General features: G+C 60.7%; 11 protein-coding genes. 10 read left to right on the top strand and 1 reads right to left on the bottom strand.

Translation table 11 applies throughout. From position 1 onward, the window contains the following. Positions 1-103 precede the first annotated feature (103 nt). The 10 genes from WC529_07455 to mltG all read left to right on the top strand — a co-directional run bounded on the left by WC529_07455 (position 104) and on the right by mltG (position 14,547). Entirely contained in the window at positions 104-250 is a 147-nt protein-coding gene (locus tag WC529_07455) for a DUF5679 domain-containing protein (protein ID MFA5114112.1), read from the top strand. Positions 251-326: 76 nt separating this feature from the next. Further along, positions 327-3,803: a DNA polymerase III subunit alpha gene (locus tag WC529_07450; GenBank protein ID MFA5114111.1), complete on the top strand. Its 3,477-nt coding sequence runs from the start codon at positions 327-329 to the stop codon at positions 3,801-3,803. Further along, positions 3,778-4,098 carry a phosphoribosyl-AMP cyclohydrolase gene (gene hisI, locus WC529_07445; GenBank protein ID MFA5114110.1) on the top strand — a complete coding sequence of 107 codons (321 nt, stop codon included), beginning with the start codon at positions 3,778-3,780 and terminating at the stop codon, positions 4,096-4,098. Before WC529_07450 ends, hisI begins: the two co-directional genes overlap by 26 nt. Further along, the gene (uvrA, locus tag WC529_07440; GenBank protein ID MFA5114109.1) at positions 4,098-6,914 is read left to right on the top strand and encodes an excinuclease ABC subunit UvrA; all 2,817 of its coding nucleotides are present in this window, start codon (positions 4,098-4,100) and stop codon (positions 6,912-6,914) included. Before hisI ends, uvrA begins: the two co-directional genes overlap by 1 nt. A 145-nt stretch (positions 6,915-7,059) precedes the next feature. After that, positions 7,060-8,397, top strand: coding sequence for a replicative DNA helicase (gene dnaB / locus WC529_07435; GenBank protein ID MFA5114108.1), 1,338 nt, complete (start codon positions 7,060-7,062; stop codon positions 8,395-8,397). Continuing rightward, positions 8,381-9,877 carry a hypothetical protein gene (locus WC529_07430; GenBank protein ID MFA5114107.1) on the top strand — a complete coding sequence of 499 codons (1,497 nt, stop codon included), beginning with the start codon at positions 8,381-8,383 and terminating at the stop codon, positions 9,875-9,877. Before dnaB ends, WC529_07430 begins: the two co-directional genes overlap by 17 nt. 6 nt (positions 9,878-9,883) lie before the next feature. Next, positions 9,884-10,498: a dTMP kinase gene (gene tmk / locus WC529_07425; protein MFA5114106.1), complete on the top strand. Its 615-nt coding sequence runs from the start codon at positions 9,884-9,886 to the stop codon at positions 10,496-10,498. Continuing rightward, positions 10,479-13,154 carry an alanine--tRNA ligase gene (gene alaS, locus WC529_07420; protein MFA5114105.1) on the top strand — a complete coding sequence of 892 codons (2,676 nt, stop codon included), beginning with the start codon at positions 10,479-10,481 and terminating at the stop codon, positions 13,152-13,154. The genes tmk and alaS overlap by 20 nt, the downstream gene beginning before the upstream one ends. Further along, complete coding sequence (gene ruvX / locus WC529_07415) at positions 13,151-13,558, top strand: Holliday junction resolvase RuvX (protein ID MFA5114104.1); 408 nt, start codon at positions 13,151-13,153, stop codon at positions 13,556-13,558. Before alaS ends, ruvX begins: the two co-directional genes overlap by 4 nt. Next, entirely contained in the window at positions 13,555-14,547 is a 993-nt protein-coding gene (mltG, locus tag WC529_07410) for an endolytic transglycosylase MltG (protein ID MFA5114103.1), read from the top strand. Before ruvX ends, mltG begins: the two co-directional genes overlap by 4 nt. Here the strand turns inward: mltG and WC529_07405 are convergent. Continuing rightward, complete coding sequence (locus WC529_07405) at positions 14,544-15,416, bottom strand: hypothetical protein (GenBank protein ID MFA5114102.1); 873 nt, start codon at positions 15,414-15,416, stop codon at positions 14,544-14,546. The genes mltG and WC529_07405 overlap by 4 nt on opposite strands. Positions 15,417-15,465: the final 49 nt, after the last annotated feature.

The raw sequence follows: 15,465 nt of genomic DNA, 5'->3' as shown, positions 1-15,465 counted from the left end.
TAACATACGACGGTCACATTTCAACCGGCAAGTTAAGCTTGACAGCTCTAGGACGAGGGTGTACGATTTCATTCATCAATTCGTTTTGAGGGGAGGTGCAGGAATGGCGGAAGTCAAAGGTTATTGCGTTAAATGCAAAAAGAAGACCGAAATGAAGGACGCGAAAGCGGTCACTTTAAAGAATGGCCGCAAGGCGACAAAAGGTGAGTGCCCGAAGTGCGGGACCAAGATGTTCAGGATCGGTGGCTAATTAACTAGTTTTTTCAATACGTATTGAAAAGGGCCGCGTTGAGAGACGCGGCCTTTTTTGTTATAATTGACCCCTGATGCCGCACCGCAACAAGTTCGTTCACCTGCACTGCCACACCGAGTATAGCCTGCTGGACGGGGCTTGCCGCATCCTGGACCTGGTCAACCGGGCCAAGGAGCTCGGCATGCCGGCGCTGGCCGTGACCGACCACGGCAACATGTACGCCGCGGTCGAGTTCTACCTGGCGGCCAAACAGGCCGGGATCAAGCCGATCATCGGCTGCGAGATGTACCTGGCCCCGCGCTCCCGCCACGATAAGGAGACGAAAGAAGACCGCTCGCCCAACCACCTGACGCTCCTGGCCAAGAACGTGACCGGCTACAAGAACCTGATCAAGCTCGCCTCGCTCGCCTCGATCGAAGGCTTTTACTCCCGGCCGCGGATCGACCGGGAGCTGCTGGAGCAATACCACGAGGGGCTGGTCGCCATGTCCGGCTGCGCCGAGGGGGAGATCGGCCGCGCCCTGCGCCAGGGGGACGAGGCAAAAGCCAGGAAAGCGCTCCAGTTTTACCAGCGCCTGTGGGGCGACGATTTTTACCTGGAAGTGATGGAGCTGGGCCTCGACGAGTTCCGGGAACTGAAACCGCAGCTGATCGCCTTTGCCCGGGCCAACAAGGTCGAGATGGTCGCCACCAACGACGTCCACTGCGTCAAAAAAGAGGATATCTACCTGCAGGACGTCCTGGTCTGCATCCAGACCAACTCGTTCTTAGACGACGACAAACGGCTGAAGTTCAACACGCAGGACATCTACCTGAAGTCGTACGAAGAAATGGCGGCCAAGTTCGGCGACATCCCGGAGGCGCTGGCCAATACGCTGGTCGTCGCCGCTAAGTGCAATTTCGAGCTGGAGACCGGTGTGCTCCACCTGCCGAACTTCGCGGTCCCGGCCGGCGACACGCCCGATTCTTTCCTGGAAAAGCTTGTCTGGGACGGGGTCAAAAAGAAATACGGCACGCTGCTGCCGCCCGAAGTGATCGACCGGGTCAAATACGAGCTCTACACGATAGAGAAGATGGAGTACGCCTCCTATTTCCTGATCGTGCAGGACTTCATCAACTGGGCCAAATCGCAGGGGATCCAGGTCGGCCCGGGCCGCGGTTCCGCCGCCGGCAGCATCGTCTCCTACGCGCTCAGCATCACCAACATCGAACCGCTGAAATACGGCCTGATCTTTGAGCGCTTCCTCAACCTGGAGCGGATCTCGATGCCCGACATCGACGTCGACTTTTGTTTCGAGCGCCGGGGCGAAGTGATCGAGTACGTGACGAAAAAGTACGGCAAGGACCACGTCGCCCAGATCATCACGTTCGGGACGATGGCCGCCCGGGGGGCCATTCGCGACGTCGGCCGGGTCCAGCGCATGCCGCTGCCCGAAGTGGACCGGATCGCCAAGCTGGTCCCGTTCGGTCCCGATATCGACCTCGACAAGGCGCTGAGCAGCGTCAAGGAGCTGAAAGAGCTCTACGCCCGGGACGAAAAGGTCCGGCAGCTGATCGATACCGCCCGGGGAGTCGAGGGGATGGTCCGCCACGCTTCGGTCCACGCCGCCGGCGTCGTTATCTCCCAAGCTCCGCTGATGGAATACGCGCCGCTCCAGAAACTGGACGAGAACTCGGTCGTCACCCAGTACACGATGAACGACCTGGAAAAGATCGGCCTGCTCAAGATGGACTTCCTCGGCCTGCGCAACCTGACCATGATCGCCCACGCGGTCGAACTGCTGAAAAAAGGGCGGGGGATCGAGATCGACATCAACGCCCTGCCGATGGACGACTTAAATACCTACCGGCTCCTCTCCGCCGGCGAAACGATCGGCGTCTTCCAGCTGGAAAGCCGGGGGATGCGCGCCCTGATCAAGGACCTGAAGCCGTTCACCTTTGAGGAGATCATCGCCCTTTTGGCGCTCTACCGGCCGGGACCGCTGGAAAGCGGCATGGTCGAGGATTTCGTCAAACGGAAGCACAAAAAGGTGCCGATCAAGTACGAACTGCCGGAGCTGCAGCCGATCCTGCGCGAAACCTACGGCACGATCTTGTATCAAGAGCAGGTCATGGAGATCGCCTCCAAGGTCGCCGGTTATTCGCTGGGGCAGGCGGACGTGCTCCGTTCCGCCATGGGGAAGAAAAAGGTCAAGGAGATGGCCCAGCAGAAAGAGTTCTTTATCGAGGGGGCGGTTAAGCGCGGCGTCTCCAAGCACAAGGCGGCCGAGCTTTTTAACCTGTGCGAAAAATTCGCCGGTTACGGCTTCAATAAATCGCATTCGACCAGCTACGCCCTGATCTCGTACCAGACGGCGTTCCTCAAGGCGAACTACCCGGGCGAGTTCATGGCCGCCCTGTTGACCTCGGTCATGGGGAACACCGACAAGGTCCGCATGTACCTGGCGGAAGCGCAGCGGCTGAATTTAAAAATATTGCCGCCCGACGTCAACGAAAGCGAGCGGACGTTCACGGTGACCAAGGAGGGGATCCGCTTCGGCCTGACGGCGATCAAGAACGTCGGGACCGCGGCGATCGATTCGATCATCGCCTGCAAGACAAAAGACGGCCCGTTCCAGTCGTTCGAGGATTTTTACCGGCGGATCGACACCCACGCGGTCAACAAGAAGGTCGTCGAGAGTTTGATCAAGGCCGGGGCGTTCGATTCCTTCGCCCGGGGGCGGGCGTTCCTGCTGTCGAACTACGAGAAAATGATCGGCCAGGTAACTAAGGAGCTGAAAGAGCGGGCGAACGGCCAGGAAGCGCTGTTCACCATGGCGCCCCAGTCCCCGGTCCCTGGTTCCCAGTCCCTGGGTGAGACCAGCACGGAAATCCCCGAGTTCAGCCCGGACCAGCTCCTGCGCATGGAAAAAGAGCTGCTCGGCCTCTACATCTCTTCTCATCCGCTGGAGCGGCTGCGCGAATCGCTCGACGCCCAGACCAGCCAGGACGTCGCCGATATCGCCGAGATGAACGAGGGAGAACCGGTCAAGGTCGGCGGCCTGCTGGCCGACTGCAAACGGATCGTCACCAAGCGGGGCGACGCCATGCTGCTGGGGAACCTGGAAGACCTGACCGGGACGATCCCGCTGGTCGTTTTCCCCAAGGCCTACGAGAAATGCGCCCCGTTCCTCAACGACGACGAAGCGGTGATCGTCAAAGGAAAACTGAACCGCGATTTCCGGACCGAGGAACTGAACATCCAGGCGGAGACCGTCGAGCCGCTGGTCGAGCTGGAAAAGGTCCGCTCGCTCAAGGTCGAGCTGGTGGACTTGGCCGATAAAAAAGTGTTAGAGTTAATGAAGGATGCCCTGATCCTGCACCACGGCGGCGATCCGGTCTTTATCCGGATGGACGGCAAGAGCGTGGAGCTGAACCGGGCCCTCTGGGTCGACATCAATACCGACCTGATCCAGCAGCTGGAAAAACTGCTCGGCGCGGGGGCGGTCAACGTCGAATTCTCGGTGCAAAGAAAAGGAGCTTTAAATGGACCTGGCGAAGATAAAATTTGATGCCAACGGCCTCGTTCCGGTGATCGCGCAGGACTACAAGGACGGCGCGGTCCTGATGCTCGCCTACATGAACAAGGAATCGCTGCAAAAGACGCTCGACACCAAAGAAATGGTCTACTGGAGCCGCTCCCGCAAAGTCCTCTGGCACAAAGGGGACACTTCGGGCCACATCCAGAAAGTAAAAGAGCTCTACTACGACTGCGACGCCGACGCGCTGCTGGCCAAGATCGAGCAGGTCGGCGACATCGCCTGCCACACCGGCAACCGGAGCTGCTTTTTCAACAAAATGATCTGATGGAAGCCGACCGGATCGTTATCAAAGGGGCGCGCGAGCATAATCTCAAGGACGTAAGCCTGGAGCTGCCGCGCAACAAGTTCATCGTCTTCACCGGCTTGTCTGGCTCCGGCAAGTCGTCGCTCGCTTTTGACACCATCTACGCCGAGGGGCAGCGCCGCTACGTCGAGTCGCTTTCGGCCTACGCCCGGCAGTTCCTGGAGCAGATGCAGAAGCCGGACGTCGACAATATCGACGGTCTATCGCCGGCGATCTCGATCGACCAGAAAGCGCCCGCCCGCAACCCCCGGTCGACGGTCGGCACCGTCACCGAGATCTACGATTATCTCCGCCTCCTGTTCGCCAACATCGGCATCCCGTATTGTCCCAAGTGCGGCCGTAAGATCGAACGGCAAACCGTTCCCCAGATCGTCGACCTGATCGTCGGCTCGCTGGCGGGCAAGGCTATCCAGATCCTGGCGCCGGTCGTCCGCGGCCGGAAAGGGGAGTACAAACAGCTTTTCGAGGATATCACCAAGGACGGTTTTGTCCGGGTCCGCGTCGACAAGAAGCTTTACGAGATCGGCGAGGTCCCGGCGCTGAACAAGAAGGTCAAGCACGACATCGAGATCGTGGTCGATCGGCTTACCGCCTCGGCTACCAATCAGAAACGGCTGGCGGAATCGGTCGAGACCGCGCTGAAATACGGGAACGACCTGGTGATCGTCGCGCACGGCGAAGGGAAAAAAGCCAAAGACGAGCTCTATTCCCAGAAATTCGCTTGTCCCTATTGCGGCACCTCGCTGGACGAGATCACGCCGCGGATCTTTTCCTTCAACAGCCCGTACGGCGCCTGTCCCAAATGCTCCGGCCTGGGGAACAAGCTGGAGTTCGACCCCGACCTGATCATCCCCGACAAGAACCTGACCATTGCCGGCGGCGCGATCGCCCCGTGGGGGGAAGCCGCTTCCTATTACGTCCAGAAGCTGGCGGCCGTCGGCCAGGCGTACAAGTTCGACCTCGACACGCCGATCAATAAATTGAGCAAGGAACAGCTCAACGTCATCCTTTACGGGAGCAAAAAGCCGATCAAGTTCACTTACGAGATGGAGCGGGGGTACTGGGAACACGAGGGGGAATTCGAGGGGGTGGTCAATAACCTCCGCCGCCGCTATCTGGAGACCCGCTCGGAGAACGTCCGTTACCACCTTTACCGCTACATGAGCGCGATCCCCTGCCGCGATTGCGGCGGCCAGCGGCTGCGCCCGGAGAGTTTGGCGATCAAGATCGGCAACCGCTCGATCGCCGACGTCTCGGCTTACGCGATCAAGGCGGTCATGCGCTGGCTCGACGAGCTGGCATTGTCGGAGCGGGAGCAGACGATCGCCAAACAGATCGTCAAGGAGATCAGAGCTCGCCTCAAGTTCCTGATCGACGTCGGGCTCGATTACATCACCCTGAGCCGCGAATCGGCCACCCTGTCGGGCGGCGAAGCCCAGCGGACCCGGCTGGCGACCCAGGTCGGTTCCGGCCTGGTCGGCGTCCTGTACATCCTGGACGAGCCGTCGATCGGCCTCCACCAGCGCGACAACGGCCGCCTGATCGAGACGCTGGAGCGTCTCCGCGATCTGGGCAATACGATCATCGTCGTCGAGCATGACGAAGAGACGATGCGGCGCGCCGATTTCCTGGTCGACATCGGGCCGGGGGCGGGGCGCCACGGCGGCGAGATCGTGGCGACCGGGACGGTCGCCGATATCATCAAGGCTCCGCGCTCGATCACCGGCCACTACCTGTCCGGCCAGCAAAAGATCGCCGTTCCCCGGGAACGGAAAAAAGGGAACGGCCAGTGGCTGACGATCAAAGGGGCCAGGCACCATAATTTAAAAAATATCGATGTCCGGTTCCCGCTCGGCGTTTTTACGGCGGTGACCGGGGTCTCCGGCTCGGGCAAGAGCTCGCTGATCAACGACATCCTTTATAACGCCCTGGCCAAAAAGTTCTACCGGTCGCTGGAAAAAGCGGGAGAACACGACGCCATCACCGGCCTGGAAAATATCGACAAGGTCATTATTATCGACCAGACGCCGATCGGCCGGACGCCGCGCTCCAACCCGGCGACCTACACCGGGGTATTCGACCACATCCGCAACCTGTTCACCATGACGCAGGAAGCCCGGATGCGCGGTTACAAGACCGGGCGGTTCTCCTTTAACGTGAAAGGGGGGCGCTGCGAAGCGTGCGGCGGCGACGGCCTGGTCAAGATCGAGATGCATTTTCTCCCCGACGTCTACGTGCCGTGCGACGTCTGCAAAGGGAAACGGTATAACCGGGAAACGCTCGAGGTCCACTACAAGGGGAAGAGCATCTACGACGTGCTCGACATGACGGTGGAAGAGGCGCTCCAGCTCTTCGAGAACATCCCGCAGATCGAGCGCAAGCTAAGGTCGCTCTCCGACGTCGGCCTCAGCTACGTTAAGCTCGGCCAGTCGGCCACCACGCTCTCCGGCGGCGAAGCGCAGCGGATCAAGCTGGCCACGGAACTGGCTACCCGGTCGACCGGCCGGACCCTCTACCTGCTCGACGAGCCGACGACCGGCCTCCATTTTGACGATATCCGGAAGCTGCTGACCGTTTTGCACCGCCTGACGGCATCCGGCAACAGCGTCATCGTCATTGAGCATAACCTCGAGGTCATCAAGACCGCCGACCAGGTCATCGACCTGGGCCCCGAAGGCGGGGACGAGGGGGGGCGGATCGTCGCCGAGGGGACGCCGGAAGAGGTCGCCAAGGTGCCGCAAAGCTATACGGGCCGCTACCTGAAAAAGGTCTTATGACCACGTCTCAGGCTTTTCTGGTCCTAATCATTTGCATCATTGTCGTAGTCTTTATCTTGATCTATAAAGGCCAGTACAAGCCGCCTTCCTATCCCGGTTTCGGGCGTTGAAATCGTCACCCGAATAGAGTAAAATTAACATTCCAATGGCAGACGAGAAGATACCCCCACAAAATTTAGCCGCCGAGCAGTCCGTGATCGGCGCCATGCTTCTGGACAAGAACGCCGTCGTCCGCGTCCTGGAGCTGCTGGCTCCCGCCAGCTTCTACCGCGACGCCCACCGCTATATCTACGAAGCGATCATCGAGCTGTTCGACCGGGGCGAACCGGTCGACCTGGTCACCGTCACGGAAGGGCTCCGCAAGGCCGGCAAGCTGGACGCCGCCGGCGGCTCGGTCTACGTCACCGACCTGCTCAATTCGGTGCCGACCGCGGCCAACGCCGAGTACTACGCCAAGATCGTCGAAGAAAAAGCGCTGCTGCGCCGGCTGATCGAGTCGGGCACCGCCATGGTCGGCGAGGCCTTCAGTAATCCCGACGACGTCGACCAGGTCCTCGACCGGGCGGAAAAATCGATCTTCGACATCGCCCTGAAGCGCTCCCGGGAAGGGTTCCAGAAGATCGACTCGGTCATCAAGAAGGTGCTCGATAAGATCGACGCGCTCTACGGCAAGAAAGAGTCGATCACCGGCACGACGACCGGTTTCCCCGATCTCGACCAGCTGACCGCCGGTTTCCAGGCGTCCGACCTGATCATTATCGCCGCCCGTCCGTCGGTCGGTAAGACGGCGTTCGCTCTCAACATCGCCCAGGAGGTCGCGATCAAACACAAGATCCCGGTCGCGATCTTTTCCCTGGAAATGAGCAAGGAACAGTTGGCCCAGCGGATGCTCTGTTCCGAAGCCGAGGTCAACGCCCAGCAGCTCAAGACCGGCAGCCTCTCCGACACCGGCTGGAAAAAGCTCACCCGGGCGCTCGGCCGCCTCTCCGAGGCGCCGCTCTTTATCGACGACACCTCTTCGATGACCGCGACCGAGATCCGGGCCAAGGCCCGGCGGCTCAAGATCGAAAAGGGGCTCGGCCTGGTGATCGTCGACTACCTCCAGCTGATGCGCGGGCGCGAGCGGTCGGAGAATAGGGTCCAGGAGATCTCGGACATCGCGCGCTCGCTCAAGACGCTGGCCCGGGAGCTCGAGGTCCCGGTCGTCGCCCTGTCGCAGCTTTCCCGGGCGGTCGAACAGCGGCCGGACCGGATCCCGCGGCTGTCGGACCTGCGCGAATCGGGCGAGATCGAGCAGACCGCCGACCTGGTCATGATGATCCACCGCGAGGATTATTATAATCCGCAATCGGAGCGGGGGAATATCGCCGAGATCATCATCGCCAAGCAGCGCAACGGCCCGGTCGGGACCGTGGAGCTGGTCTTCCGCAAGGATATCGCCAAGTTCAGCAGCAAAGAAACCAGGTATGAAGAGGTCGCTTAGCGGGTTTTTCCTGCTGGTCCTGCTTGCCCCGGCTTTCGCCACCCTGCAGGAGCTGACCATCAATGCCGACACGGTCAACGTGGAAAAGGCCCGGCATCTGATCGAAGCGGCCGGGTCGGTCGAAGCGGTCTACAAAGATATCGTCCTGAACGCCGCCCACGTCGTTTACAACACCAGCGCCGAATCTTTTTACGCCGACCAGGGCTTCCGGCTTTATTACAACGGCATCACCTTCGAGGGGCAAACGCTCGACTACCGGCTGGTTTCCCGCGAGGGGACCGCGACCGACACCTTTTTCCATTACCAGAAGGTCGAGCTGGGCGGGCGCCGGCTCAAGCTGGACGCCGATCAGATCGAGATCAACGGGGCGAATTTTACCACCTGCGACCTGGAAGAGCCGCATTACCGGGTCACCGCTTCGGACATCCTGCTTTACCCGCGCTACGGCTGGCTGGTCGCCTACTGGGGTTATTTCTGGCTGGGGCGGGTGCCGGTCGTCCCGATGCCGACCTATATTTACGATTTTAACGCGGCCGACCGGGCGCAGAAAAACCTGCCGCCGTTCCCGGCGGTCGGCAGCGATCCGGACGACGGCACTTACATCAGCGAGACCTTGGCCTGGCACCTGCGCCGGGAGCTGTCCGGCACTTACACGCTCAGTTACGCCGCGAACAAAGGCTTGGGCGGCGGCGCCCAGGCCAATTACATCGTCAACGACCACAACACCGGTAACGTCCGGCTTTACGGCAACGTCAAGGACCGGTTGTTCGGCGGTTTGACCCATTATTACGTCTTCGGCGGCGAGGTCGGCGGCCAGAAAGCGGGACTGATCGACCTGTTCCCGCTGCCGCATTACCGGCAGTTCGAGCTGGAAACCGACCTTTCGTTCCGGGAAAGATTGAATTACCAGCGCGTCAGCTTCACCCCCGGCTTCGCGCTCCGTTCCCGGCGCGGCGAGGTCTGGCAAAAAGAGGCCAAATACGACCTGGAGCTGAAGAGCGCGCTGGTGGCGGAAGAGGGGAACACCCGTTTGACCGCCGGTGGCTATAATCTCCGGTTCTACGGCGATTTCCAGGAATTTCCGGTCGGCTATGTCACGCCGTCGCTCGTCTTGGACTCCACTTATTACGGCAACGGGACCCGCTGGGTCAAACCGCAGCTGGCGCTCGATATCGCCAAACGGTTCTCCCGCGACTTCTCCCTCTCCGGCACTTACAGCCATTATTTGACGGTCGACGGCACCAGCCCGTTCCTTTACGAGCTGTACCGCTTCCGGGGGGTCGACCGGCTCCAGTCGACCGTTACCTTCAAGAGCGGCGAGACCGGCGGCAAGCTCCACGCTTCCTACTTTCTTGACAACTGGTCGCCGGAAGATATAGACTATTCTTTCCTTTTCCGTCTGCATTGTTACGATCTGGAAGCGACCTATCGCTCAATGAGAGGAGAATTCCTGCTGTCGTTCAGTCTGGCGGCGCAGTAAAAAACCATGTTCATTACATTCGAAGGCCCGGAAGGTTGCGGCAAGTCGACCCATTCCACCAGGTTAAAAAGTTACCTGGAGGGGAAAGGGCGGCGCGTTTTGCTGACCAGGGAGCCGGGCGGCACCCAGGTCGGTAAAGCGATCCGCGCGCTGCTGCTCGATCCCGCCAGCATTTTGGACGACACGACCGAGATCTACCTGTTCGCCGCCGACCGCTCCGAACACGTCAGCAAGATCATCCTGCCGGCGCTGGCCGAGGGAAAAACCGTCATCTCCGACCGCTACGTCGATTCGACCGTCGCCTACCAGATCGGGGGGCGCCGCCTGCCGGAAGACCTGGTCCGCTACCTGAACATGGTCTCGTCCAAGGGGCTGATGCCGGCGCTGACGATCCTGCTCGACGTTTCGCCCGAGATCGGGATCAAGCGGGCCACCCAGAACCGCCAGGCGGACCGGTTCGAACAGGAGATCATCGATTTTCACGCGCGGGTGCGCGCCCAGTACCTGGCGCTCGCCGCCGCCGATCCGGACCGGATCAAGGTGATCAAGACCGACGACAAGGATATCGACCAGGTCCAGGCGCTGGTCCGGGAGTTAGTGGATGCAAAGCTCCGAGATTAGGGAAAAATACCTTAAATTTTTCGAAGCCAAGGGGCATAAAGTCCTGCCCGGCTCGTCGCTGGTCCCGGCCGATCCCACGGTCCTGCTGACGCTGGCCGGGATGCTGCAGTTCAAGCCGATCTTTCTGGGCCAGGAAAAGGCCCCGCAAAAACGAGTGACCACCGTGCAGAAGTGCATCCGGATGATCGACGTCGAACGGGTGGGGCAAACCCCGCGCCACCACACTTTTTTCGAGATGCTCGGGAACTTCTCCTTCGGCGATTACTTCAAGAAAGAGGCCATCCAGTTCGCCTGGGAGCTGCTGACCAAGGAATTCAAGGTGCCGGTCCTGAAGCTGAAGATCGCCGTCTTCGAAAAGGACGACGAAGCGTTCGAGATCTGGCGCAACGATATCGGCTTGCCCAAGGAGATCATCTTCCGGCTGGACGAGGAGAACAATTTCTGGTCGGCCGGGCCGACCGGCCCGTGCGGCCCCTGCTCGGAGATCTATTACGACACCGGCGAGGAGCACGGCTGCGGCAAGCCGACCTGCGCCCCCGGCTGCGATTGCGACCGCTTCTTGGAGATCTGGAACCTGGTCTTTATCCAGTATAACCGGAACGAAAAAGGGGAACTGCTCCCGCTCAAGCAGAAAGGGATCGACACCGGCATGGGGCTGGAGCGGATCGCCTCGGTCCTGCAGGGAGTGCCGGATAATTTTGAGACCGATCTCTTCGTCCCGCTGATCAAGCAGGTCGAGTCCCTGGCAACCGGCAGCAACCGGACCTCGGTCCGGATCATCGCCGACCACAGCCGGGCGATCACCCACCTGATCAGCGACGGCGTTTTCCCGGCGAACGGCGGACGCGGTTACGTGCTCCGCCGGTTGATCCGGCGGGCGGTTTCCCACGGCAAAAAGATCGGGATCGACCAACCGTTCCTGACCGACCTGGCCCGGACGGTGATCAGCGATATGAGCCAGGCGTATCCCCAGCTCAAGGAGAAAGAGGCCGTGATCTTTGCCACGATCAGGGAAGAAGAAGAAGGTTTCCGGGCGACCCTGGAAGCGGGGATGAAATGGTTCGCCGAACTGGCTGCCGCCAAAGAGATCAGCGGCGGCGCCGCGTTCAAGCTGCACGACACCTACGGTTTCCCGATCGAGCTGACGACCGAGCTGGCCAAAGAGCAGGGGATCAGCGTCGACCTGCCCGGGTTCGACCGGGAGATGGAAGCCCAGCGGGGCCGGGCCCGGCAAACCGGGCTGACCGAGCGGAAGATCGACCTGGCGGCGCTCGACCTGGCCCATCTTAACCAGACGAACTTCACCGGCTACGAAAAGCTGGCCGACGAAGGGAAGGTCCAGGCGGTCTTCCCGGCCAAGAACTTGGTCGTGCTCGACAAGAGCCCCTTCTACGGCGAGAGCGGCGGGCAGGTCGGCGATACCGGGCTGTTCGCCTGGAACGGGCGGGAAGCCCGGGTCACGAACACGCTGGTCTCGCCCAAAGGCGTACTCTTGCACCAGCTGGACGACGTCAGCGGCCTGAAAAAGGAACAAAAGGTCAAAACGACGCTCGACTGTTCCCGGCGCCTGGCCACCCAGGCCCACCACACGGCCACCCACCTCCTGCATAAAGCGCTCCGGGAAACGCTCGGCGAGCACGTCAAACAGGCCGGTTCCTACGTCGGCCCGGATAAGCTCCGTTTCGACTTCAACCACTTCCACGCGCTGACGCTCGAAGAGCTGCAGCGGGTCGAACTGCTGGTCAACCAGCGGATCGCGGACAAGCTGAAGGTGGAAGTGCTGAAAAAGTCGTACCCGGACGCGGTCAAGATGGGGGCGATGGCGCTGTTCGGCGAAAAGTACGGCGACAGCGTCCGGGTGCTGAAGATCGGCGACTACAGCCTGGAGCTCTGCGGCGGCACCCACGTCAAGAACACCGGCGAGATCACCTTTTTCAAGATCATGTCGGAAGGGGCGCTCGGCTCGGGCGTCCGCCGGATCGAAGCGATCGCCGGCCAGGCGGCCAAGGTTTACATTATTTTCCAGGCCAAGTCGCTCCGCGACCAGGTCGAAACGCTGATCAGGAAATACCGCGACCTGCAGCACGCAAAAGAAAAACTGGGCGGCAAAAAGAGCCTGGAGACCAACATCTTTGAGATCGAGGTCACCGAGCTCGAACGGCTCGGCAAGTGCGTGGACAACCACGATTCGGTCAACGTCGACAAGTTCCTCGAGCACTTGCGCGGCCGGGTCGACTGGCTGCAGGAGCGGGTCGCCAAAGCGGAGCGGGAGATCGCCGGGCTGAAGACCAGCCGGGCAACGGCCGCGGTGACCGAGTCGGCGGCCGACCTGCACGAGTTCGCCGGCCAAAAAGTCTACCTCGGCGCCCTGTCCGATGCGACCATGGACCAGCTCCGGGCGGTCGCCGACAAGGTGAAGGGATGGGAGAACATCGGTGCGGTGGTCGTCGCCGCCGGCGCTCCCAAGCCGGCCTATCATGTCTTTGTCGCCCAAGCGCTGATCGACAAAGGGATCACCGCCAAACAGATCGCCGCGACCCTGAACGCCGTGACCGGCGGCAAAGGGGGCGGCAAAGAGGACAAAGCCGAAGGCGGCGGCGGCGACCCGGCCAAGATCGCGGCCGGCCTTGAGGCGGTCAAAAAGTCGCTCGCATGAGGATCGTCGCCCTGGATTACGGCAGTAAACGGATCGGGGTGGCGGTTTCCGACCCGCTCGGTCTGATCGCCCAACCTATAGCCACGCTCGACCACGATCAAGCCATCCCCCAGCTGATAGAACTTCTCAAGCAGTTCGACCAGGTCGAGGAGATCGTGGTCGGCCTGCCGAAAAAACTCTCCGGCGAACTCGGCCCGGCGGCGGCCAACGTCCTTACCTTCGTCGAGGAGCTGAGGCGCGCTTTGCCGATCAAGATCGCTACCTATGATGAGCGGATGACCACGGCGGCGGCCGAAAAGACGCTGATCGCCGCCGGCCTGTCCCGAACCAAGCGGAAGCAGGTCATCGACCGGTCGGCCGCGGCCAATATCCTGCAAGATTACCTCGAACGGAGAAAGAAATGAAGAACTATTTCATCTGGGCGGTCATTATCATTTTCGTGTTGCTGATCTGGCCGGCGAACCCTTTTGATCTGTCGACCCGCCGGGCCACGGTCCCGGCCGGCGCTTCGGTCCGCGCGGTCGAAAAGCTTTTGCAGTCCAACGGGACCCTCCCCAGGCTGACCGCTTTCCGGGTGCTGATAAAATTGCTCGGCCTGTCGGGCCAGATCAAGGCCGGGGAATACTCTTTTTCGCCGTCCGATCCGCTCCCCCGGATCGTCACCCGGCTGGTCATCAACGAAACGGTGCCGGCCCCGATCCAGACGGTGACGTTTCCCGAAGGGACGTCGATCTACAAGATGGGGATACTGCTGCAAAAGGGCGGTTTCGCCGGTTGGGCGTCGTTCCAGGGGCTGGTCAACGAGGGGATCACCGCGCCGCTCCGGGAAAAATACTGGCATATCTTCAAATACGTTCCCTCCGAATCGCTGGAGGGCTATCTTTTTCCCGACACTTACCAGTTCTACCAGAGCGCTTCCGCCGAGGTCATGGCGGCGGTCATGGTCAAGCGGTTCGACGAGGTGGTGATGCCGTTCTGGGCTGGGGCGCGCAAAGACACCCCGCTGACGCTGCACGAAGCGCTGACGCTCGCCTCGATCATCGAAAAAGAGGCGCAACGGGCGAACGAACGGCCGGTCATCTCTGCGGTCTTCCATAACCGGTTGAAAGCGGGCATGCCGCTGGCCGCCGATCCGACCGTCAAATACGCGCTGGAACGGCCGAGCAAGCGGGTCTTTTACGAGCAGCTCGACGTCCGGTCGCCGTATAACACTTATAAGCGGAAGGGGTTACCGCCCGGGCCGATCTGTAATCCGGGGTTAGATTCACTAAAAGCGGCGGTCTATCCGGCTAAAACCAATTACTTTTTCTTTGTGGCTAAACCGGACGGCAGTCACCAGTTTTCCGTGGATTGGCAGGGGCATCAAAAAGCGCGGTTCAGGAGCAAACCTTAGCCGAACAGTTTATCCAGGAAGTCCTTGGCCTTGTCCGCGACTTTTTCCGCCTCGTAGAACGCCTCTTCCAGCTTATGCACCGCGGCTAAAGTGTCTTTAAAGGTCCCGCTGATCTTATCCTGCGGCAGGTAACGCTTGAGCGCGGCCAGCTGGAAACTGTAGGTCGGATTGCTCTTGGGGGCCATGGCCATGTAATAGCGGTGGCCGCCCGGCACGATATTGTCGTCCCAGAACTTGAGGAAATCCGCCTTGCTGCAGGTCTGGGTCGAACCGGTAGCCGGGTTATTGACGTATAAATGGGTCACTTCGCCGCGTTCGTCGGTCTTGTAGCCGGAGACGGTCATCCAGTGAGCGCGCTGCGCGTTGGCGATAAAGTTGCCCGGGGTAAAGATCTCGCTCCCTTTCTTGCCGCCGTTGATCCCCAGCACGACCGGCGGGATCCCCATGTCGAGCAGGGCGGTCAGGTCGGCGAGCGAACCGTTGTTCTCCTGCCGGACAGTCATCCCTTTTTTGTCGGCCGCTTCAATAAGCCGGTTCGGGCTGGAACCGACGGTGCAGGAGTCGAACTTGACCCCGCTGACCCCGTAATAACCGAGAGCCATGTTCAGGGAGGTCGGACCGCACGCGTTATGGCCTTGCAGCAGGCGGGGAACGGACAATTTGACCTCTTTTTTCAGCGAATAATCGATCAGCGTGCCGGCCGTTTTCAGCGGCTTGACCGCCGTTAACTCTTCCGTCGCTTTCCCCTGGATAACGCTCTTGAACGATTCGATAAAAGAGGACGAAACGCTGATCCCTTTTTGGGGCGTTACCGGTGAGAGCGTGCTCAGCGGTTCGGGACTGATCCGGCGGTAAGCGTTATTGATCATGCCGCTTATTTATCGGCCTGATCACGCGAAAACTTGCGTCTGTCTAGCG

It is taken from the genome of Candidatus Margulisiibacteriota bacterium, assembly GCA_041650855.1.
Classification (GTDB): Bacteria; Margulisbacteria; WOR-1; order O2-12-FULL-45-9; family XYB2-FULL-48-7; genus JALOPZ01.
The sequence above is the reverse complement of the archived record's forward strand: the minus strand, read 5'-3'. Positions and strand labels throughout refer to the sequence as shown.

Bases quoted from the DNA above. Each gene is read 5' to 3' on its own strand.
- uvrA (MFA5114109.1), top strand. From the start codon at position 4,098: ATGGAAGCCGACCGGATCGTTATCAAAGGGGCGCGCGAGCATAATCTC.
- ruvX (MFA5114104.1), top strand. From the start codon at position 13,151: ATGAGGATCGTCGCCCTGGATTACGGCAGTAAACGGATCGGGGTGGCG.
- tmk (MFA5114106.1), top strand. From the start codon at position 9,884: ATGTTCATTACATTCGAAGGCCCGGAAGGTTGCGGCAAGTCGACCCAT.
- alaS (MFA5114105.1), top strand. From the start codon at position 10,479: ATGCAAAGCTCCGAGATTAGGGAAAAATACCTTAAATTTTTCGAAGCC.
- hisI (MFA5114110.1), top strand. From the start codon at position 3,778: ATGGACCTGGCGAAGATAAAATTTGATGCCAACGGCCTCGTTCCGGTG.
- WC529_07430 (MFA5114107.1), top strand. From the start codon at position 8,381: ATGAAGAGGTCGCTTAGCGGGTTTTTCCTGCTGGTCCTGCTTGCCCCG.
- WC529_07455 (MFA5114112.1), top strand. From the start codon at position 104: ATGGCGGAAGTCAAAGGTTATTGCGTTAAATGCAAAAAGAAGACCGAA.
- WC529_07450 (MFA5114111.1), top strand. From the start codon at position 327: ATGCCGCACCGCAACAAGTTCGTTCACCTGCACTGCCACACCGAGTAT.
- dnaB (MFA5114108.1), top strand. From the start codon at position 7,060: ATGGCAGACGAGAAGATACCCCCACAAAATTTAGCCGCCGAGCAGTCC.
- WC529_07405 (MFA5114102.1), bottom strand. From the start codon at position 15,416: ATGATCAATAACGCTTACCGCCGGATCAGTCCCGAACCGCTGAGCACG.
- mltG (MFA5114103.1), top strand. From the start codon at position 13,555: ATGAAGAACTATTTCATCTGGGCGGTCATTATCATTTTCGTGTTGCTG.